Raw genomic sequence first — 20,326 nt, forward strand, 5'->3', positions numbered from 1 at the left:
ACTTCGTATTTCCCACTTCTAAATTCTAACTTCAAAAGGTTAGAAATAGAGGTTTAAATCTAATTTCCTTTTCATTTTTTTTCACTTCGTATTTCCCACTTCTAAATTCTAACTTCAATATGATTAATTTGTAATTCTTTTTTTAAGGTCTTAATTTCAATTTCTTTGAAATGAAAAACACTGGCTGCCAAAGCGGCATCTGCTTTTCCTTCGACAAAGGTATCTATAAAATGTTGTATATTCCCTGCTCCTCCTGAGGCAATAATAGGAACATTTACCAATTGTGAAAGGGTTGCCAAAGCTTCGTTTGCAAATCCATTTTTAGTTCCGTCATGATCCATGGAAGTAAACAAGATTTCTCCCGCACCACGCACTGCTACTTCTTTCGCCCAATCGAAAAGCTTAATTTCTGTCGGCACCTTACCTCCAACTAAATGCACCATCCATTCATCATTAATTTGTTTCGCATCAATGGCAACCACTACGCATTGGCTGCCAAATTTCTGAGCAATATCCGTAATCAATCGTGGATTTTTTACCGCTGAAGAATTGATAGATACTTTATCCGCACCGTTTTGCAGCAATATTTCTACATCTTCTACAGATGCGATTCCACCACCCACAGTAAACGGAATATTGATAGTAGCCGCTACTTTACGAACTAAATCCACCAAAGTTTTACGGCGTTCTTCTGTAGCCGAAATATCTAAGAAAACCAATTCATCTGCTCCTTCATCAGAGTAGATTTTCGCCAATTCGACAGGATCTCCCGCATCTCGTAAGTCAACAAAATTAACCCCTTTGACCGTTCTTCCGTTTTTGATATCCAAACAAGGAATGATTCTTTTTGTCAACATAAATTATAAGTTTGAAATTAGAGGTTAGAGGTTAGAAATCCTGCGATAATAAATAAATTTTATAAAGAACTTCTTTTTCCATCACCTCAATATTATTTTGAATTATTTAATTTATTTTTTGCAGTATTGATTGAAGCTACCATAATTGAAACCAATTCATTCGCTTCTTTCAATAATCTATTTATTTCTATTTTAACCGAATCTTCTTTTAAATCATAAATTTCAAAAAGTAATTCAAGAAAAAAATGACTTTCATCTGCTTCTTCTTCAACAATTTTTAATTTATTAATAAAATCAGCCGTAGATTTTCCTCTTTGTGAAGCTCTATAATTGGCTCCAACAGAACTTGAACAGCGTATCAGCTGATTTACATAAGCATTATATTCTCTAGAATTAGGAAAATGTCGGCATAATTTCCAACAATCTATTGCAAATTTTTTTGTTCTAAATTTTAAATCTTGAGCCATTGTTAATAAATTTTATATTGAACAACAAATTTAGTATTTTTCATATTTTTTAAATAAAATTTGTTATATTATTTTAATCTGAAGCCTCCAACCTCTAACTTCTATCCTCTAACTTCTATCCTCTAACTTCTAACATCTAACTTCTATCCTCTAACTTCCCAAAATATAGTTTTCCAATTGTTTCAACGAGATTCTTCCTTCATAAATCGCTTTGCCAATAATGGTTCCTTCACATCCTAACTCGGCTAATTGCGGCAATTCATCAAAAGTAGAAATTCCTCCAGAAGCAATTAATTTAATTCCTTTGGCTGTTGCCAAAATTTTAGCATACAAATTAAAACTTGGCCCAGCCAACATGCCGTCTTTGGCAATATCCGTGCAAATAACGTACTGAATTCCTTTGCTTTGGTAGTCTTGAATGAATGGCACTAAGTCTTCATTAGAATCTTCTAACCAACCAGATACAGCCACTTTTTCATTGGTGGCATCGGCTCCCAAAATGATTTTATCCGAACCATATTCGGCCATCCATTGTTCAAAAATAGCCCTGTTTTTCACAGCAATACTTCCACCTGTGATTTGGTTCGCCCCCGATTCAAAAGCAATCTTCAAATCAGCATCGGATTTCAAACCACCACCAAAATCTATTTTTAATTTTGTTTGTGTAGCAATTTGTTCTAGAATTTTATAATTCACAATCTTGCTTGACTTAGCGCCATCTAAATCCACCAAATGTAAATACTCAATTCCGTGCGCTTCAAACGATTTGGCTACTTCAAGCGGATTCTCATTATAAATGATTTTAGTGTCATAATCCCCTTTGGACAAACGAACACATTTTCCGTCAATGATATCTATGGCTGGTATAATACGCATAATTATAGCCCCCTAACCCCCAAAAGGGGAATGCCTACTAGGGGTGAGTAGGTTTATTTAATTATTTTAATTTCAAAAAATTCCCTAAAATTTGTTCACCCACATCGCCACTTTTTTCTGGGTGAAATTGGGTGCCGTAAAAATTATCTTTCTGTAAAGCCGAAGTATATTCTACATCGTAATTCGTATTTGCAATAGCTTCGTTACAATTAGGAACATAATAACTATGGACTAAATACATGTATTCGTTATCGTTAATTCCTTCAAACAAAGGCGATTTCAAATTATAAATCTGATTCCACCCCATTTGAGGTACTTTTACATTATTTGAAAATCGGATTACATTCGCATCAAAAATGCCTAAGCCTTCTGTATTTCCTTCTTCGGAGTGTTGACACATCAACTGCATCCCTAAACAGATTCCTAACACGGGTTGTTTCAGTGTTGGAATCAAACTATCCAAACCACTTTCTTTGAGTTTTTGCATGGCATAACTCGCTTCGCCAACTCCAGGAAAAATCACTTTATCCGCTTGTTGAATCTCGTTAGGATTATTAGTTAACACGGCGGTATATCCCAAACGCTCTATAGCAAACAGAATACTTTGAATATTTCCTGCTCCGTAATTGATGATGACGAGCCCCCCAACCCCCGAAGGGGGAGTTGTTGGAATAGAAAATTGATTTTTAGACATTTTATAATTTTTTTTAGGTTCCTACCTCCCCCTTCGGGGGTCGGGGGGCTTATAGCATCCCTTTCGTACTTGGCAAAATCATTTTTTCGGTATCTCGTTTTACAGCTACTTTTATGGCTTTGGCGAAAGCCTTGAAAATAGCTTCAATCTTATGATGTTCGTTTGTTCCTTCTGCTTTGATGTTGATATTCGCTTTGGCACCATCAGAAAACGATTTAAAAAAGTGGTAGAACATCTCTGTTGGCATTTTACCTACCATTTCGCGTTTGAATTCAGTTTCCCAAACCAACCAATTTCTACCTCCAAAATCAATGGCTACTTGCGATAGACAATCGTCCATTGGCAAACAAAAACCGTAGCGTTCAATGCCTAATTTGTTTCCTAATGCTTTCGCAAAAACTTCTCCCAACGCAATCGCAGTATCTTCAATCGTGTGGTGTTCATCCACCTCTAAATCGCCTTTTACGGTAATTTCTAAATCCATTTGTCCGTGACGTGCAATTTGGTCTAGCATGTGATCAAAAAAAGCAATACCGGTGTCGATTTTACTTTTTCCAGTTCCATCTAAATTCAGATTGATAAAAATATCTGTTTCGTGTGTTTTTCTTTCAATAGTAGCAGAACGGGCTTCTAGTTTTAAAAACTCATAGATGGTTTTCCAATCCGTAGTTTGTAATGCAATAACCTCGCTAAAATCTTCATTTTCTTTGATTTCGTCACTTCCTAAACCTTCTTGTTGTTTTAGGAAAATGGCTTTTGCTCCTAAATTTTTTGCCAAGGCAACATCCGTAATTCGGTCGCCCAATACAAATGAATTGGCTAAATCATAGTTAGGATTGTCAATATATTTAGTCAACATTCCCGTACGAGGTTTGCGAGTTGGGGCATTATCTGCTGGAAACGAACGGTCTATGAAAATATCATCAAATAAAACGCCTTCGTTTTCAAACGCTCTTAAAATAAAATTTTGCGTAGGCCAAAACGTATCTTCTGGAAAACTATCCGTTCCCAATCCGTCTTGGTTGGTTACCATTGCCAATTCATAATCCAATTCGTTGGCAATTTTAGCCAAATACTGAAAGGCTTTTGGGTAAAATTCTAATTTATCTAAACTGTCTAATTGATAACCAACAGGTTCAATTACGATTGTTCCATCACGATCTATAAATAATACTTTTTTCATGTTTTATTGTAATTATAATATCAAGAAATTACTTCTTAATCATTCATTCCTTTTCCACGTTTAATTTGATCTATCCATTTTTCTACTCGAGCAGTTTTGGTTTTGGATTGCTTGGGTTCGGTAAAATGAAGCAAATAGCCTTTTTGTCTTCCGGGTGTTAGTCCCTCAAAAGCTGTTTTTAGTTCTTCATCATTATCTAAAAAATATTGAAATTCTTCAGGAATTGCAATAGCCACAGCTTCTTTATAAGGCACTTTTGCTCCTGATTTTTCTACCTCAATTGCCTCAAAAATATAAGTTTTTATTAGGTCTTTTAAATCTACAATTTGCTCTGTATTAGTAAATTGTATTTGTCTTGTAGCCTGCATATTCTCCGTTTGGGCTATCAAAACCTTTTGACTGTCCTCTAACAAAACGCCTTTAAAAAAACTTATCGCACAAAAAGCTTTTGTAGTGCCTATCATTACTATGTTTTTCTTCTGAAACGTATAACAAGGGTGGCTCCATTTTAACTCTTCGACCAAACCACATTCTAAAATAATGTTTCTCAACAATTGTAATTCTTTTTCCCAAGTTCGTACTCGGCACAAAGGCGTCGCCATTTTGGAACAGCGTCCACAACCTTCTTCAAAATAGGTTTCTACATTAACAATCATAGTTTTCTACAATTTAATTCAAACTTTTTAAAGCGGTCATCAATTTCTTATTTTCCTCTTCCGTTCCAATTGTCAAACGCAAAGTGTTTTCACATAGCGGTTGGGTTGTTCTATTTCGAATCACAATTCCTTTGGCAATTAATTCATCATAACGTTGGTTCGCATTATCGACTTTAATTAAGATAAAATTGGCCTCAGTTGGATATATTTTTGAAACAAAATTTACTTCATTTAATACTTTAAGTAACTGCTCTCTTTGTGCTATTATAGAACTGATTTCTTCTTTTATTTGAGCTGGATTAGCCAAACGTTCCAAAGCTCTTTTTTGTGTCAATTCGTTAACGTTGTAGGGTGGTTTTATTTTATTCAAAACCCCAATAATTGCTGCCGAAGCGTAACAAATTCCCAATCGGATTCCTGCTAAGCCGTATGCTTTAGACAAGGTTTGGGTAATAATCAAATTCGGGTAATCATCAATTTTTTGAATCCAAGACGCTTTGTCTGAAAAGTCAATATAAGCTTCGTCAATCACTACTAATCCATTAAAATTTTCCAATAAATAGTGAACACTTTCTTCAGAAAAAGAATTCCCTGTTGGATTGTTGGGCGAACAAAGGAAAATCATTTTGGTATTTTCGTCCACCGCTTTAATAATCGATTCCAATTGCGGCTGAAAATCTTCCGAAAGTAAAATTTCTCTGTTTTCAATCGCATTTAGATTGGCCAAAACACCATACATTCCGTAGGTTGGCGGTAACGTAATCACATTGTCTATTTTCGGTTCGCAAAAAGCTCGGAACAATAAATCCAAGACTTCATCGCTTCCATTTCCTAAAAGGATTTGATTTTTATCCACGCCATTTTGTTGGGCCAAAACCGATTTAACTGTCGCTTGTTGTGGGTCTGGATAGCGATTCACTCCATTTTCAAATGGATTTTCATTGGCATCCAAAAAAATCATGTCCGCCGTGTCAAAATCTTCAAACTCATCACGAGCCGATGAATAGGGTTTCATGGCTTTGACGTTTTCTCGAACTAATTTTTGTATATCAAAATTACTCATCTTATTATTTTGTATTCCTGCAAGGTTTCATAAAACCTTGTAGGTTTGATTTAAATTGTTTCATTTTTATTTTTTTATCTTATACCTACAAGGTTTTAAAAACCTTGCAGGATTAGGCTAAACTTACAAAGTTTTTTTACATGATAAAAGGCGTAATGTAACCGCATTTTTGTGCGCTTGTAATCCTTCTTTCTCTGCCATAATTTCAATGGCATTTCCAATTTTTTGAATTCCAGTTTCTGAAATTTTCTGAAAAGTCATCGATTTCATAAAACTATCCAAATTTACCCCGCTATAATTCTTGGCATAACCATTCGTTGGTAAGGTATGATTTGTCCCTGAAGCATAATCACCCGCACTTTCGGGCGTATAATTGCCAATAAAAACCGAACCCGCATTTTCAATATGATTCACATAAAAATCATTGTTTTCAGTACAAACTATAAAGTGTTCTGGGCCGTATTCATTAATTAAATCAAGGGCAATTGCTGCGTTTTCAACAAAAATCAATTTAGAATTGGCTATGGCTTTTTCTGCAATTTCCTTTCTTGGCAAAACTGCTAATTGCGATTGTACTTCTTGCTCTACTGCGTCTATCATTTTCTTAGAAGTTGAAACTAAAATTACCTGACTGTCTGTTCCATGTTCGGCTTGACTTAATAAATCAGACGCTACAAAAGCAGGTACAGCACTATCATCGGCTACGACTAACAATTCCGATGGGCCAGCTGGCATATCGATGGCAACACCAAATTGAGTTGCCAATTGTTTGGCAACTGTCACATATTGATTGCCAGGACCAAAAATTTTATACACTTTTGGAATAGTTTTCGTGCCAAAAGTCAAACCTGCAATCGCTTGAATGCCGCCTACTTTTATTATTTTGGTTACACCACATAAATTCGCAGCATACAAAATAGCAGGGTTTAAGTTGCCAGTTGCATCGGGTGGTGAACATAAAACTACTTCTTTGCAACCAGCAATTGCAGCAGGAATAGCGAGCATCAAAACCGTTGAAAACAAAGGTGCTGTTCCGCCAGGAATGTACAATCCTATTTTTTGAATAGGTCGTTTTTCTTGCCAACATTGAACTCCTTCAGTAGTTTCGACACTAACACGATTGGTTTTTTGAGCTGCATGAAATTTTTCTATATTTGATTTGGCTAATTGAATGGCTTCTTTCAACTCGTCAGATACCACAGCAATGGCTTGTTCTATTTCGGCATTGGTAACCAAATTATTTTCCAAAGCAATTCCGTCAAATTGAGCCGTATATTGTTGTACCGCTTCATCCCCTTTGGATTGTACTGCAGCGAAAATTTCTTTTACTGTTGCTTCAATATCGTCCACAGTTTTAGTAGGTCTTTCTAATAAAGAAGCCCAATTTTCCTGTTTTGGATTGTATATTTTGTTCATTAATTTTTATTTAAAGATTGAAAAATATAAAAATTTAAAGATTCAAAGATTATTCAACTATTATTCTATCATTATTTGTTGTAGGTTGTGAGATTACCAAAAAATGGAGTACTTCCTCGCTTTCATTTGCAATATAATGTTTTGAAGTTTCAATTTCTATAATTTTCTGCATTATTATTTTTTCTCTATTTTAATACGTGCCGTGTTCAATTGCTACTCCTGCAAGGTCTTTTTTTGACCTTGTAGGTGTTAAAACTATCTATATCGATTCCAACCAGATATTGAAAACCTCAAAGTCTTACATTTGTTTACATCTATACCTACAAGGTTTTGAAAACCTTGCAGGATTAAAATTTTAAAATCAGTGTTATATTAATCCAACTCCGTTTTTTTGTCATTCCCCCTTCTGGGGTTAGGGGGCCTATAACACCATTTTTTCAATTGGGCAAACCAAAATACCTTCTGCTCCCGCTGCTTTTAACTCGTCGATTACTTCCCAAAAACGGTCTTCTTCAATAACAGTGTGTACACTGGACCAACCTGCTTCTGCCAATGGCATCACCGTTGGACTTTTTAAAACGGGTAAAATGGAACTTATTTCTTTTATTTTATCGTTCGGTACATTCATCAAAATGTATTTAGACTTTCTAGCTCTCAAAACCGATTGGATTCGGAATTGTAATTTGTCTAAAATTACTTTGTTTTCAGGAGTCATTTTTGGGGAAACCGCCAAAACTGCCTCACTTTTAAAAATCACTTCAACTTCCTTTAAATTGTTTTTAAACAAAGTACTTCCGCTAGAAACAATATCCACAATAGCATCCGCCAAACCAATGTTAGGTGCAATTTCTACCGAACCTGAAATTTGGTGCAAATCAACGGTTACATTTTTAGAATTGAAGAAATCCAAAACAGTAATGGGATAGGAAGTGGCAATTCGCAAGCCGTCTAAATCCTTAACCGAAGTATAGTTGAAACTTTTAGGTACAGCAACCGAAACTTTACATTTTGAAAATCCCAATTTCTCTGCGACTACAATGTTTTTCCCTTTTTCGACTAAAAGATTATCGCCCACAATAGCCACATCAACCACTCCGTCAATCAAATATTGAGGGATATCGGAATTTCTAAGGTATAAAACTTCTAATGGAAAATTAGATGCGGTGGCTTTTAGTTGGTCATTTCCGTTGTTGATAGAAATGCCGCAGTCTTTAAGGATTTGGATGCTGTCTTCGTTGAGGCGTCCTGATTTTTGAATGGCAATTTTTAAAGTACTCATTGTTTACATTGATTGGATTTGAGTACAACTATAACTCGTTTTTTTTAATAAAAAACCCGCTTGATGTACTCAAACGGGTTTTAAATTATTGTATAATTATACACATCACATTAACACATCGCTTGAGAGCCATATTGTAAATGATGATGATGCAAATTATTTGTTGTCATTGTTGTTGTTGTTTTCGTCAATTGTTTTGCAAATGTATTGAATAAAATTTAATAAACAAGTTAAAAACGACATTTTTTTTAAATTATTTTCAATAAAAATAGCGAAAACGATATAGAATAATATATTAATTTAAAAATCATTGCATTTTTATGAATTCAATAAAAAAAAATGAAAAAAAAATAAAAATTGATAATCGATTGTTGATGGTTTGAAAGGAGTATGTTTTAATTTTGATTTTTTGCATGAGGGATTGAGCAAGGTGCCATGCACTCGTGAAAGCCCGACGGCTCAAAAGAAAAGGGCCTTATCGACAGTATTGCTGATGAGGCCCTTTTTTTTTGAGGCGGCATGCCCTAATGTACTCAATAACGCTCTTGAAACACTTTTTGATGGTGTTTTTGATGTCCGATGGTAATAAATCCGATAGCCCTAACACTGATTTTGTTGTTGGAAGCTGTACCCTCACTGAGTAATTGGTCTTGACTAAAACTTTTGAACAACAGCAAAGTAGCTTGTCTGACGGCTGCAAACTCAGATAATAAATCTTGTACACTTCTCAAATTTGCATCGGAATATGCTACAAAATCATTTTCCTCAAAACCAGGCAAAGGGGTTTTATCGTTGCGAGAAAAACGAAGTGCTCTGTATGCAAAAATACGCTCAGTATCAATAATATGTTGAATAATTTCTTTAATTGTCCATTTGCCTTCGGCATAGCGGTAATCGAATTTTTCTAAAGGAACGTTTTGAACAAATTTTATAAAATCATGTCCGCTTATTTCGAGTTCTTCTAGCAAACTGACATTGTCGAGGGCATTGATGTAGGTTTGAAAAAAGCCTGCATATTCTTTGATGGGCAATTGATCGAGTTTCATAATTTTAGGAAATTTATTATTAATATTTTATATTATTGATGCTAAGCAGAGTTTCTACTTGCATTGGTATTGCCAAATAAAGAACGAGTTACAATTTTTTCATATATTTGAATCAATTCAAGATTTGGATGGGTTTCTGCAGATAACTCTTTGATTTTCAGCAAAGCATATTGTTGAATGGTTAATAAAGGCATCACTATTTTTTCTCTCATTTCGATAGATGCTTTACCGTCTGGATAATTTTCCATGAGTGATTGGTGATTGGCAATTTTGAGTAGCAGTCGTTTGGTTTCTAAAAATTCGTTGTAAATAATTTGCCAAAAATCGCCAAAAACGGGGTCATTTTTCATATATTCAGTAAGAGGGAAAAAAGATTTGGCAAGAGCCATCATACTATTCTCCAAAAGTGTTTTAAAAAACAAAGAATTATCATACAAATTTTGGACTTCACTCCAACGATTTTCGTCTTCAAAAAATTTGAGGGCTGCCCCTACTCCAAAAAATCCAGGAACGTTTTGTTTGAGTTGGCTCCAAGATCCAACAAAAGGAATGGCTCTTAAATCGGCAAAATCCAAATTTTCTGATTTGCTTCTTTTAGAAGGTCTGCTACCAATATTGGTTTTGGCATAATATTTTAGGGTACTCATTTTTTCCAAATAAGGGATAAATTGAGGGTGGTTTTTGAAATTGGTATATTTTTCGTAACCTTTTTGAGCCAATTCGTCCAAAATATTTTTATCTTTTTCAGACAAAATATTGTCTTCTTTATTAAAAACCTGATTTGCAACACCGGCACTTAATAAATTTTCGAGGTTGTATCGGCAAGAATCTAAAATACCAAAATTGGAACTAATAGTTTGACCTTGAACAGTAACTTGAATTTCTTGGTTTTCGATGTTGGGGCCTAACGAGGCATAAAACTTGTGAGTTTTGCCACCACCACGGGCAGGAGGGCCACCACGACCATCAAAAAAGATGACTTTGATGTTGTATTTTCTAGAAATTGCCGATATGGTTTCTTTGGCTTTATAGATACTCCAATTGGCCATGAGGTAGCCACCATCTTTTGTTCCGTCTGAAAAACCGAGCATAACAGTTTGCTTGTTGCCTCTATTTTTGAGGTGTTCAGCATAGGCTTTATTGGTGTATAATTGTTCCATAATTTTGTCGGCATTTTGCAAGTCGTCTATCGCTTCAAAAAGTGGCACAATATCTACGGTAGGATTTTGCCAGCCGCACAAACGGAACATGGCAAAAACTTCCATCACATTGAGGGCACTTTCATTGTTGCTAATGATGTATCGATTGGCACCAAATTCGCCATTTTTGTCTTGAATTTGTTTGATTGCATAAATGGATTCGATAGTAGATTGTACAATTTTATTATCTGAAAAATGAATATCTGTTTTGGCTTGTACCCTACCTAGTATATCTAATTTTTCGTTTTCGGACAATTCAAAATAATTTTTTGGGAAAATATTTTGAACAGATAAACGGTAATAATCGACTAAATTTTTGAAAACTTCGTTGTGAATTTTGCTGTTTTGACGAATATCTAAAGTAGCAAAATGAAATCCGAACAAATTTACTTTAATTAAAAGCGCTTCAAGTTCGTCCAAATAAAGCGATTGATGTTCGGAAATAATAATGTTTTTGATGAGATTTAATTGGGTTAGAAATTCATCTAAAGTAATAAAAATATCGCCTTTAGAATAAAAGACAGAACGATAAAGTTTTTCTTCAATATCGGACATCAAAGTCTCTATGTTATAGAAAGTTAGCTTTCGTTTGAGTTTTCTAATTTCGAGGTAATAACACTTTAAGATAGAAGTTCTTAATCGATCTGCTACTTTAAGTGTAATTTCGGTAGTTACAAACGGGTTTCCATCTCTATCGCCACCTGGCCAAAAGCCTAATTTGATTAATTTATTTTGAATAGATTGGCCTTCAAAAATATTTTTTTGCAAATAATGAACCATTTCGCCCGAGGTTTCATAAAAAACATTTTCGAGATACCAAATTAAACTTACGGCTTCGTCAAAAGGGGTTGGTTTTTCTTTTTTAATAAAAGGTGTTTTGCCCAATTGTGCCAAAAGTTGTTTGATGTATAGTAAATCGTTGGCTCTAATGGCATCGGTCAAATCGTTGATGATACCTAAAACAGATCCTGGATAAAATTGCGTGGGGTGCGCTGTTAAGACAGTTCTAACGCTAAAATTTTCAAGAAAATCAATTAACTCCGTTTGTTTGTTTTTTACATCGGCTTTTTCTTTGATATCCCTTAAAGAGCCCCTTCCTTCCATATTGTTTACAACAGGAAAAGCGGCATCTTCAATAGCATCAAACAAAACAATTTGTCTTTCGATGTATTGAATAAATCTAAACATCAATTCGATGCGTTGGGCTTCGTTGTTGAGGTCTAAATACTTGGCAGCAAAAGTTTCTACAATTTCAACGGGTGTTTGATGATTTTTGAAACCATTTTCGCAAATATCTGAAAATAAGGGTAATAATGCCCCTGTATTGTTGATAGAATCAAAAGGCAAGGTAATAAACACACTATTATAAATGTGGTATTTAGACAATACACCTTGATTGAAACGTTCGATTTTGGGTAATGTGTACATGAGTTGTTTTTATTGTTGTTTAGTTGTGGATAAAAATAATAAAAAAACCTCAAGTAGCAGCTTGAGGTTTGAATAATTTACAAAATATATAAAAAAAGTTAAATATCTTTGAAAATAGTGTGCATCAAACGTTTTTTGTCGTTGATGCTTTCCTCAAGAGAAATCATGGTTTCGGTTCTGTAAACGCCTTCTATGGCATCGACCATAAAAATTACATCCTTGGCATGTTTGGTATCTTTGGCTCTAATTTTACAAAAAATATTGAATTTACCAGTAGTGATGTGAGCAACCGTTACAAAAGGAATTTCGCTAATACGTTCCAAAACAAATTTGGTTTGTGAGGTATTATTAAGAAAAACACCTACATAAGCAATAAAAGAATAGCCTAATTTTTCGTAGTCTAAAGTCAAAGAAGACCCCATTACTATACCAGCATCTTCCATTTTTTTGACACGAACGTGAACAGTACCTGCCGAAATTAGTAATTTTTTGGCAATGTCTGTAAATGGAACACGTGTATTATCAATCAACATATCTAAAATTTGATGATCTACTTCATCTAAACGGAATTTACTCATAATAACTGATTTTATATTATTTAATTTATTAATTTAAAAAAATGAAATCATAACTCCTCGATTAGAACTCCATTTTTAACTTCGATTTTATTACCAATAGTAAAGGTAGCAGGATTATCTATAATAGGACAATTTCCAAATTGGTCTTTGTATAATTGATGTTGAGCATCGACTTCAATATGACCAAAAATGCCTTCTAAATCGTCAATCCGAACTATGTAAGAATTAAAAAAGAGCTTGTTATCTATTAATTCTTCCTTGTACTGCGATGCAAAATTCGTAATTTTTTCGATACAATCATAATTTATTTTAACTTTTTTACAAACAAAATCATAAAAACACACGTTATTTTGAGGAATATTCAAATAATCATCAATATTATTAGCAACTAAATCGTTTTCGCTAATACAAATAAAACTCGAAATCAGTGCAATAAATATCATTTTACGGGTTACTTCTCTTTCATAATCATTAGGAAAATGTCCAGCTTCAAATAAAATTGTAGGAATACCAAGCTCTTGAAAGCAATCGCCAACACAATTATTGTTAAATGAATCGTCAAAACGGCCCACCTGACCTGGAATTATTTTTTGAAGGGTTACATTCATGGCATTTATAACCCCAACGGCTCTTAATCGGGTACTATTATAGTCGCAAGAAGGATTGTATGCAGGAGCCAAAAATGAAACAGTAGCTGGCTTTCCCGTTATACCTACTCCAAAAATAGTGCGTTGATCATGCAAATTATAACAAAAATGGGGTTTATAATCATCAAAAATGGTTCTTAGCAGTTGACTTTCGGGCTGTGAAAGGTTTTGAAAATCACGATTTAAGTCAATTTGATTGGCATTGACACGGGTATATGCCAACGCCCCATCTGGATTGAGCATGGGAATACAGCAAAAAGTAAAGTCTTGTAACCATTGTTGGACTAATGGTATATCAGATTGCAACATTTGCAAAAAATCAATCAAACCTTTTGTAGTAGTACTTTCGTTTCCGTGCATTTGAGACCAAAGTAAAATTTTAGTTGGGCCAAAGCCCATTTTATATTGGTAAATTGGTTTGTTTTGAACAGAATAACCAATAATACTTAACTGGTTTTGAGTGTTTAAAGCATGTAAAATAGGCTCAATATCGGACAACGTAATGTAACGTCCAGAAATGTTTTGAGCTTTAAAGTCGAGGTGTAGTTGATCCCAATTCATAAGTTGTATTTTAATTTTACAAATGTAAATATCTTTAAGTTTACATTTGTAAATATTTAAAAACAATCTAATTGTTACATTTGTAAACTATATAAAATATCAAAATCACTAATTGTACAAGTAGGTTATAAAAAAATGTAACAAATGTTAATAAGTTGTTGTAAAACTAAATAAAACACTCATTTTCAGTACATTAAAACACATTATTTAAAGTAAAATTAAGGTTGTTTAGTGTATGAATTTACAATTTACAACTGTAAATTTGGTAGTTTCAATTAAAATGATTACATTTGTAAAATGAACGATTTAAAACAAGTTTACAATGTTAAACATAGACGAGTTTACAAAAAGATTAGAAAAAATATTTGATTATTATAGTATATCAGCCTCAGGATTTGCAGATAAAATTGGTGTACAACGCTCAAGTTTATCGCATTTGTTATCTGGTAGAAACAAGCCCAGTTTAGAATTTATCCTAAAAATAGTAGATGTTTTTCCTGAAGTGGATTTGTATTGGATATTAAATGGAAAAGGAACATTTCCAAAAACCATTACCCCTCCGCCCCCACCGGTTGAAAAAAAATCTATACCACAAACCACGCCAAAGGTTATTCAAGAAACCTTGTTTGATACAACCACCGATTATCCAACAATCGAACCAACCCCAATCAAAAATCCCGTATTTGAAAAAAAACAAGATTCAATTTCAAATACGGCAACTATGGAAGGGTCTCTTGAAATAGAAAAAATTGTATTTTTTTATAAGAATGGCACATTCAAAACCTATCAACCGCAATAAAACAATAAAGAATGATACACCTATATATAGGTTTAAAGTTGTGAAATAAATAGGTCGAAAATAAAAAGTGTACAAAATCAATTATAATTAGGATAAAAAATTTGTAACTATCTAAAAAAGAATTATCTTTGCAGACCATTTTGCGATTAGAGTTTCAATTTGGTAATCAACACATTATGTAAAACACTTTTGATTTTACTTTCGCATTAAGAAACTCGGCTAAAATTCAAAATACAAATTTATTATCAGCATGTCTGAACAAGTACCAACACAAGAATCGTTTTTAGAAAATTTTAACTGGCACAATTTTGAAGAAGGAATTGATGCAATTGATCAAAAAAATTTAGAAGAATTTGAAGCATTAGTGTCTAAAACATTTATTGCAACAGATTTAGAAGAAGTTGTAGAAGGAGTTGTTGTTAGAATTACCGATAGAGACGTAATTGTTGACATTAACGCAAAATCAGAAGGAGTAATATCTTTAAATGAATTTCGTTACAATCCAAATTTAAAAGTAGGAGACAAAGTAGAAGTATTAATTGATATTCGTGAGGATAAAACAGGACAATTAGTATTATCTCACAAAAAAGCAAGAGCTACCAAATCATGGGAGCGTGTTATCAATGCCAATGAAACAGGAGAAATTGTTAATGGTTTTGTAAAATGCAGAACAAAAGGCGGTATGATTGTAGATGTTTTTGGTATAGAAGCATTTTTACCAGGATCGCAAATTGATGTGAAACCAATCCGTGATTATGATGTTTATGTAAACAAAATGATGGAATTCAAAGTTGTAAAAATCAACCACGAATTTAAAAACGTAGTAGTTTCTCACAAAGCATTGATAGAAGCTGATATTGAAGTTCAGAAAAAAGAAATCATTGGTCAATTAGAAAAAGGTCAAGTATTGGAAGGTGTGGTTAAAAACATTACATCTTATGGAGTATTTATAGATCTTGGAGGCGTTGATGGATTGATTCATATTACAGATTTGTCTTGGTCTAGAATTAATCATCCAAGTGAAGTATTAGAATTAGATCAAAAACTAAACGTTGTAATCCTTGATTTTGATGATGAAAAAACAAGAATTCAATTAGGATTAAAACAATTGAACGCTCATCCATGGGATGCTTTGAGTGCCGATTTGAAAATTGGAGACAAAGTTTCAGGAAAAGTAGTAGTAATTGCAGATTATGGAGCATTCATTGAAGTAGCTGAAGGTGTAGAAGGATTGATTCACGTATCTGAAATGTCTTGGTCGACACACTTAAGATCTGCACAAGATTTTGTAAAAGTTGGCGATGTAGTTGAAGCAGTTGTATTAACTTTAGATAGAGAAGATCGTAAAATGTCTTTGGGTATCAAACAATTGACTCAAGATCCATGGACAGATATTACGGCCAAATATCCTGTAGGTTCTAAACATTTAGGAACTGTAAGAAACTTTACAAATTTTGGTGTATTTGTTGAATTAGAAGAAGGTATTGATGGATTAATTTACATTTCTGATTTATCTTGGACTAAAAAAATCAAACATCCATCAGAATTTATTGCAGTAGGTGAAAAATTAGATGTTGTTGTTCTTGAATTAGATGTTGAAGGACGTAAATTATCTTTAGGTCACAAACAAACTACTTCAAATCCATGGGATCAATACGAAGATTCATTTGCAGTTGGAAGTATCCATAGCGGAGAAATTTCTGAAATTGTGGACAAAGGAGCAACAGTTGAATTTGGTGATGATATTGTAGCATTTATTCCTACACGTCATTTAGAAAAAGAAGACGGTAAAAAATTGAAAAAAGGAGATACTGCCGATTTCAAAGTTATCGAATTTAATAAAGAATTCAAAAGAGTTGTAGCATCACACACTGCTATTTTCCGTGAAGAGGAAGAGAAAAATGTGAAAGCTGTTCAAGAAGCAGTTTCAAATAATACCAATGCTCCTGCTGCTACACTAGGAGATAACAACGACATTCTTGCTGGTTTGAAAGCAAAAATGGAGAAAAACGAGAAAAAATAATTTTTTTAAATAAAATTATACCTCAAAAACTGCCCAAATATTGGGCAGTTTTTTTTGTTTTAAAATATTAATAATAGTTTTTTACTATTATTAATATTAAATCAATAAATAAAAACAATGTTATTTTTATAAAAAAAACAGATTAGAGAAAAAATATCTAAATTAAAATAAATAAAGTTTGATGAATTATAATTCATTTTGAACCTAATATTTTTCAAATATGTAATAGTTTCAATAAGTTTCTAAAAATGTATTACTAAAAAATATACTATAAAATAGACAATCCTATACAAAGCAATATAGTATAAACATAAAAAAATACAATAATAATTGTTTTACGACATGGAACTTGCCATGATTGTTTATAACGTTACAATGATATAAAATATGTAAATAAAAATTCGTTGAATACCAAATAGTAATACACATTTATTTTAAATTAAAAAAAAAATTAAAAAAAAATTTTTTGTCCCAACCTTTTTACTATTTTTAACATCTTAAATTATAGTACCAATAGGTTTGTCTAGTATGAAATCAATGTACTAATGATTTATAATATCAACTTAATTATACAAAAACATGAAAAATATTAGAATTATTATTGTTTTATTATTTGTCAATTTTTCATTTAGTCAAAGTCCAAAAGTAACCATTAAATCTGGAGACACACTAAAGGTAAAGATGAATAAAATGATTACAAATGTAAAAATAGTAGGAAATATTGCCTATACTACTACTGAAATGCACTTTGTAAATACCAGTAACAGACAAATGGAAGCAGCGTTAGTTTTTCCATTACCCGAAGGCGTTACTGTGTCGAGATATGCAATAGATATAAATGGCAAGTTAAGAGAATCGGTTCCTGTAAATAAAAATAAAGGCAAACAAGTGTTTGAAGCCATAGAACACCGTCGAGTAGATCCTGGATTGTTGGAAAAAGTAGATGGAAACAACTTTAAGACCAGAATTTACCCTATTTTACCAAATACTGAAAGAATTGTTGTAATAGGATACGAACAAGCTTTGCTGCAAACAGAAGGAAATCAACTAGATTATCACATATTAAGTACATTTTCAAATGCATTGGATCGTTTTGAAATCAATATAGATATTTTAAATCCAAGTAAAAAACCAGAAATTCATCAAGAAAGTTCAGAAAATAATATAGTACTTACTGAAAATTCATTTACAAATAGCTATCAAACCAAAATAATAAAAGAAAACTATAAACCAAATGAAAATATCAATATAAAAATACCTATTAATAAAGACATACCCAACGTATATTGTCAAAATAAGAATGAGCAAGTATATTTTTATGGGAATATATTTTTAAATAAACAAAAAATAACAAGAAAAAAACCAAATACTATTGCTCTAATTTGGGATAATTCATTAAGTTGCAAAAACCGAGATTTGAACAAAGAATTTGCATTATTGGATGCTTATTTCAAAAATTTGAATCAAGTACGTGTTCAATTGTATTATTTGAATTATAAATTTCAAAAAAATGAATCATTTGAAATAACTAACGGAAATTGGGAGGCCCTAAAAAGTACTTTAAAAACTGCAATTTATGATGGAGGTACCCGTTTTTCTGAAATACAATGGGGTACTGAAGACGAAATTTTATTTTTTACAGATGGATTATCTAGTTTAAGTAGTTCCGATTTGCCAAAAACCAATAAACCATTATACACGATTTCGAGTTTGGCATCATCAGATTTTGCTTATATGAATTACCAATCATTGGTAAACAAAGGAGCATTTATCAATTTGAATCAAATCAATACCAACGAAGCTATTGAAGAATTAACATACCAAAAATTAAAATTTTTAGGTATTAAGGAAAATAATTTTATTACAGAATTATACCCTATTGCTGGTGTAAATGTATCAAATAATTTCAATTTTAGTGGCATTTCGTTAAAAAAACAACAAGAATTGACATTACTTTTTGGTTATCAAAATGAAATTGTACTAGAAAAAACAATTGTACTAGATGCTGAAAAAGCCGCCACACAGGATATTGACATCGAAAAATTATGGGTTCAAAATAAAATCAGTAGTTTAGACTTACAATACGATAAAAATGAAGAAGCAATTGAGATTTTAGGTAAGAAATATGGTATAATAACAAGAAATACATCGTTGATCGTATTAGAAACTGTAGAAGATTACATACGATACGATATTGTACCACCAGTAGAGTTAAAAGCTGCTTATGACCAAATAGCCAAACAAAATAAAGAAGCCATGTTAGCCCAACAGAAAAATAATTGGATTAATATTGCACAATATAATAAAGAATTAGATGACTGGTGGAATAAAAACTTAAAATTTGTTAGCACAAAAGTACCAAAAAATAAAAAAGATAATAAAGAAGTTGTTGTTGGCTATGGATATAGTAGAACAAATGCAGGTGAAACTATAAAAGGTGACGCTGATGCTCCGACTGTAACAGAAGCTCCTAGTTTAGCAAATAATATAACAACATCAAAAAGTGAACTACAAGAAGTAGTAGTAAGTTCATCAAATGATAAAGACGGAATTGCCGATGAAATAACCAGTGAAGCAACAAATAAAAGTAAAGAAGTAGCTGTAATAGCTCCAAATGCTATGTCCAACACAACAAAAAAACCTAAAACTAAGGTTACTTCTTGGAGCCCTGATCGGGTGTATTTGAAAGTTTTAGAACAAACACCAGCCGAAAATAAATATGCAGTGTATTTAGAATTAAAAGAAGATCAAGAAAATAATCCAAACTATTATTTTGATGTAGCACAATATTTTTATCGTCTTGGACAAAGAGATAAAGCATTACAAATACTAAGTAATATTGCAGATTTAGGATTAGAAAATCACCAATTATACAAGACTTTAACTTATGTTTTTAGACAATGGAAATCATTTGACGATGCTGTGTTTACTGCGAGTACCGTTGCAAAATGGCGAACTATAGAGCCACAAGCCCATCGAGATTTAGCGATGGCACTGGAAGACAACAAGCAAATTCAAGCTGCATTTGATGAATTAATTAAAGCATTAAAAACCAATTATTTACAAGAAATGAGTGGTCAATATGAAGGTATTGAAGATATAATATTGATGGATTTGAACCGATTATCAGCCGAAAATCCTAGTTTGAACACCAATCAAATTAGTAAAAGATATTTGAACAGTAAACCTATTGACATACGAATTATATTAAATTGGAACATGATGGACACCGATATTGATTTGCACATCATAGAGCCAACAGGCGAAGAATGTTATTATGCCCACAAAGAGACCGCTTTAGGAGCAAGATTTAGTAAAGATTTCACACAAGGTTATGGACCTGAACAATATTTACTTAGAAACGCTGTAAAAGGTAAATACCAAATAAAAACGAACTATTTTGGAGAATCTAGCCTTACAGAAAATGGCCCTTCAACGGTAATGGTAGAAATATATACTAGTAAAAATGGTAAAACCGAAAAGAAAATTCATACTATTCAACTAGGTAAAGTGAAAGAAAATCATAATTTAGCCGAAATAAATTTTTAAAACTT

Annotated in this window: 17 protein-coding genes; 3 read left to right on the plus strand and 14 right to left on the minus strand. The window is 32.7% G+C overall.

The features are described 5' to 3' along the window. Window positions 1-101: 101 nt before the first annotated feature. The 14 genes from hisF to B0A58_RS14280 form a co-directional block, all read right to left on the minus strand. Window positions 102-857, minus strand: coding sequence for an imidazole glycerol phosphate synthase subunit HisF (gene hisF / locus B0A58_RS14215; RefSeq protein WP_089081602.1), 756 nt, complete (start codon window positions 855-857; stop codon window positions 102-104). A 92-nt stretch (window positions 858-949) separates the two neighbouring features. Further along, entirely contained in the window at window positions 950-1,324 is a 375-nt protein-coding gene (locus B0A58_RS14220) for a four helix bundle protein (protein ID WP_089081603.1), read from the minus strand. Window positions 1,325-1,474: 150 nt separating this feature from the next. After that, window positions 1,475-2,200 carry a 1-(5-phosphoribosyl)-5-[(5-phosphoribosylamino)methylideneamino]imidazole-4-carboxamide isomerase gene (hisA, locus tag B0A58_RS14225; protein ID WP_089081604.1) on the minus strand — a complete coding sequence of 242 codons (726 nt, stop codon included), beginning with the start codon at window positions 2,198-2,200 and terminating at the stop codon, window positions 1,475-1,477. 61 nt (window positions 2,201-2,261) lie between these two features. Further along, window positions 2,262-2,894, minus strand: a complete 633-nt coding sequence (gene hisH / locus B0A58_RS14230; protein ID WP_089081605.1) for an imidazole glycerol phosphate synthase subunit HisH — start codon at window positions 2,892-2,894, stop codon at window positions 2,262-2,264. Window positions 2,895-2,943: 49 nt separating this feature from the next. After that, on the minus strand, window positions 2,944-4,077 hold the full coding sequence (hisB, locus tag B0A58_RS14235; protein WP_089081606.1) for a bifunctional histidinol-phosphatase/imidazoleglycerol-phosphate dehydratase HisB: 1,134 nt from the start codon (window positions 4,075-4,077) through the stop codon (window positions 2,944-2,946). A 35-nt stretch (window positions 4,078-4,112) separates the two neighbouring features. Next, window positions 4,113-4,733 (minus strand): YdeI/OmpD-associated family protein, encoded by a 621-nt coding sequence (locus B0A58_RS14240; RefSeq protein WP_089081607.1) that lies wholly within the window; start codon window positions 4,731-4,733, stop codon window positions 4,113-4,115. Window positions 4,734-4,746: 13 nt separating this feature from the next. Continuing rightward, complete coding sequence (hisC, locus tag B0A58_RS14245; RefSeq protein WP_089081608.1) at window positions 4,747-5,796, minus strand: histidinol-phosphate transaminase; 1,050 nt, start codon at window positions 5,794-5,796, stop codon at window positions 4,747-4,749. Between the two features lie 123 nt (window positions 5,797-5,919). Then, window positions 5,920-7,212: a histidinol dehydrogenase gene (gene hisD / locus B0A58_RS14250; RefSeq protein WP_089081609.1), complete on the minus strand. Its 1,293-nt coding sequence runs from the start codon at window positions 7,210-7,212 to the stop codon at window positions 5,920-5,922. Window positions 7,213-7,261: 49 nt separating this feature from the next. Beyond that, on the minus strand, window positions 7,262-7,384 hold the full coding sequence (locus tag B0A58_RS17000) for a hypothetical protein (protein ID WP_260439146.1): 123 nt from the start codon (window positions 7,382-7,384) through the stop codon (window positions 7,262-7,264). A gap of 249 nt (window positions 7,385-7,633) precedes the next feature. Further along, a complete protein-coding gene (hisG, locus tag B0A58_RS14260; RefSeq protein ID WP_089081610.1) occupies window positions 7,634-8,491 on the minus strand; it encodes an ATP phosphoribosyltransferase in 858 nt (285 codons plus the stop codon). A 533-nt stretch (window positions 8,492-9,024) separates the two neighbouring features. Next, entirely contained in the window at window positions 9,025-9,537 is a 513-nt protein-coding gene (locus B0A58_RS14265; RefSeq protein WP_089081611.1) for a DinB family protein, read from the minus strand. Window positions 9,538-9,578: 41 nt separating this feature from the next. Continuing rightward, window positions 9,579-12,164 carry a phosphoenolpyruvate carboxylase gene (locus B0A58_RS14270; RefSeq protein ID WP_089081612.1) on the minus strand — a complete coding sequence of 862 codons (2,586 nt, stop codon included), beginning with the start codon at window positions 12,162-12,164 and terminating at the stop codon, window positions 9,579-9,581. 98 nt (window positions 12,165-12,262) lie between these two features. Then, the gene (locus tag B0A58_RS14275; protein WP_014084185.1) at window positions 12,263-12,742 is read right to left on the minus strand and encodes an Lrp/AsnC family transcriptional regulator; all 480 of its coding nucleotides are present in this window, start codon (window positions 12,740-12,742) and stop codon (window positions 12,263-12,265) included. A gap of 47 nt (window positions 12,743-12,789) precedes the next feature. After that, window positions 12,790-13,950, minus strand: coding sequence for a M14 family metallopeptidase (locus B0A58_RS14280; RefSeq protein ID WP_089081613.1), 1,161 nt, complete (start codon window positions 13,948-13,950; stop codon window positions 12,790-12,792). 322 nt (window positions 13,951-14,272) lie between these two features. On the opposite strand from B0A58_RS14280, the gene B0A58_RS14285 reads away from it, so the two are divergent. The 3 genes from B0A58_RS14285 to B0A58_RS14295 all read left to right on the plus strand — a co-directional run bounded on the left by B0A58_RS14285 (window position 14,273) and on the right by B0A58_RS14295 (window position 20,321). After that, window positions 14,273-14,749: a helix-turn-helix domain-containing protein gene (locus B0A58_RS14285; RefSeq protein ID WP_014084187.1), complete on the plus strand. Its 477-nt coding sequence runs from the start codon at window positions 14,273-14,275 to the stop codon at window positions 14,747-14,749. A gap of 250 nt (window positions 14,750-14,999) precedes the next feature. Next, window positions 15,000-16,772, plus strand: a complete 1,773-nt coding sequence (rpsA, locus tag B0A58_RS14290) for a 30S ribosomal protein S1 (protein WP_089081614.1) — start codon at window positions 15,000-15,002, stop codon at window positions 16,770-16,772. A 579-nt stretch (window positions 16,773-17,351) separates the two neighbouring features. Beyond that, complete coding sequence (locus B0A58_RS14295) at window positions 17,352-20,321, plus strand: VIT domain-containing protein (RefSeq protein ID WP_089081615.1); 2,970 nt, start codon at window positions 17,352-17,354, stop codon at window positions 20,319-20,321. Window positions 20,322-20,326 lie beyond the last annotated feature (5 nt).

This window comes from Flavobacterium branchiophilum NBRC 15030 = ATCC 35035, assembly GCF_002217205.1.
In the GTDB taxonomy this organism is placed as follows: domain Bacteria; phylum Bacteroidota; class Bacteroidia; order Flavobacteriales; family Flavobacteriaceae; genus Flavobacterium; species Flavobacterium branchiophilum.

Excerpts from the sequence above, each read along its gene's own strand:
- hisH (WP_089081605.1), bottom strand. The coding sequence starts at position 2,894 with ATGTCTAAAAATCAATTTTCTATTCCAACAACTCCCCCTTCGGGGGTT.
- hisC (WP_089081608.1), bottom strand. The coding sequence starts at position 5,796 with ATGAGTAATTTTGATATACAAAAATTAGTTCGAGAAAACGTCAAAGCC.
- hisA (WP_089081604.1), bottom strand. The coding sequence starts at position 2,200 with ATGCGTATTATACCAGCCATAGATATCATTGACGGAAAATGTGTTCGT.
- hisF (WP_089081602.1), bottom strand. The coding sequence starts at position 857 with ATGTTGACAAAAAGAATCATTCCTTGTTTGGATATCAAAAACGGAAGA.
- B0A58_RS17000 (WP_260439146.1), bottom strand. The coding sequence starts at position 7,384 with ATGCAGAAAATTATAGAAATTGAAACTTCAAAACATTATATTGCAAAT.
- hisB (WP_089081606.1), bottom strand. The coding sequence starts at position 4,077 with ATGAAAAAAGTATTATTTATAGATCGTGATGGAACAATCGTAATTGAA.
- B0A58_RS14285 (WP_014084187.1), top strand. The coding sequence starts at position 14,273 with ATGTTAAACATAGACGAGTTTACAAAAAGATTAGAAAAAATATTTGAT.
- B0A58_RS14295 (WP_089081615.1), top strand. The coding sequence starts at position 17,352 with ATGAAAAATATTAGAATTATTATTGTTTTATTATTTGTCAATTTTTCA.
- B0A58_RS14220 (WP_089081603.1), bottom strand. The coding sequence starts at position 1,324 with ATGGCTCAAGATTTAAAATTTAGAACAAAAAAATTTGCAATAGATTGT.
- B0A58_RS14275 (WP_014084185.1), bottom strand. The coding sequence starts at position 12,742 with ATGAGTAAATTCCGTTTAGATGAAGTAGATCATCAAATTTTAGATATG.
- B0A58_RS14280 (WP_089081613.1), bottom strand. The coding sequence starts at position 13,950 with ATGAATTGGGATCAACTACACCTCGACTTTAAAGCTCAAAACATTTCT.
- B0A58_RS14240 (WP_089081607.1), bottom strand. The coding sequence starts at position 4,733 with ATGATTGTTAATGTAGAAACCTATTTTGAAGAAGGTTGTGGACGCTGT.
- hisD (WP_089081609.1), bottom strand. The coding sequence starts at position 7,212 with ATGAACAAAATATACAATCCAAAACAGGAAAATTGGGCTTCTTTATTA.
- rpsA (WP_089081614.1), top strand. The coding sequence starts at position 15,000 with ATGTCTGAACAAGTACCAACACAAGAATCGTTTTTAGAAAATTTTAAC.
- hisG (WP_089081610.1), bottom strand. The coding sequence starts at position 8,491 with ATGAGTACTTTAAAAATTGCCATTCAAAAATCAGGACGCCTCAACGAA.
- B0A58_RS14270 (WP_089081612.1), bottom strand. The coding sequence starts at position 12,164 with ATGTACACATTACCCAAAATCGAACGTTTCAATCAAGGTGTATTGTCT.
- B0A58_RS14265 (WP_089081611.1), bottom strand. The coding sequence starts at position 9,537 with ATGAAACTCGATCAATTGCCCATCAAAGAATATGCAGGCTTTTTTCAA.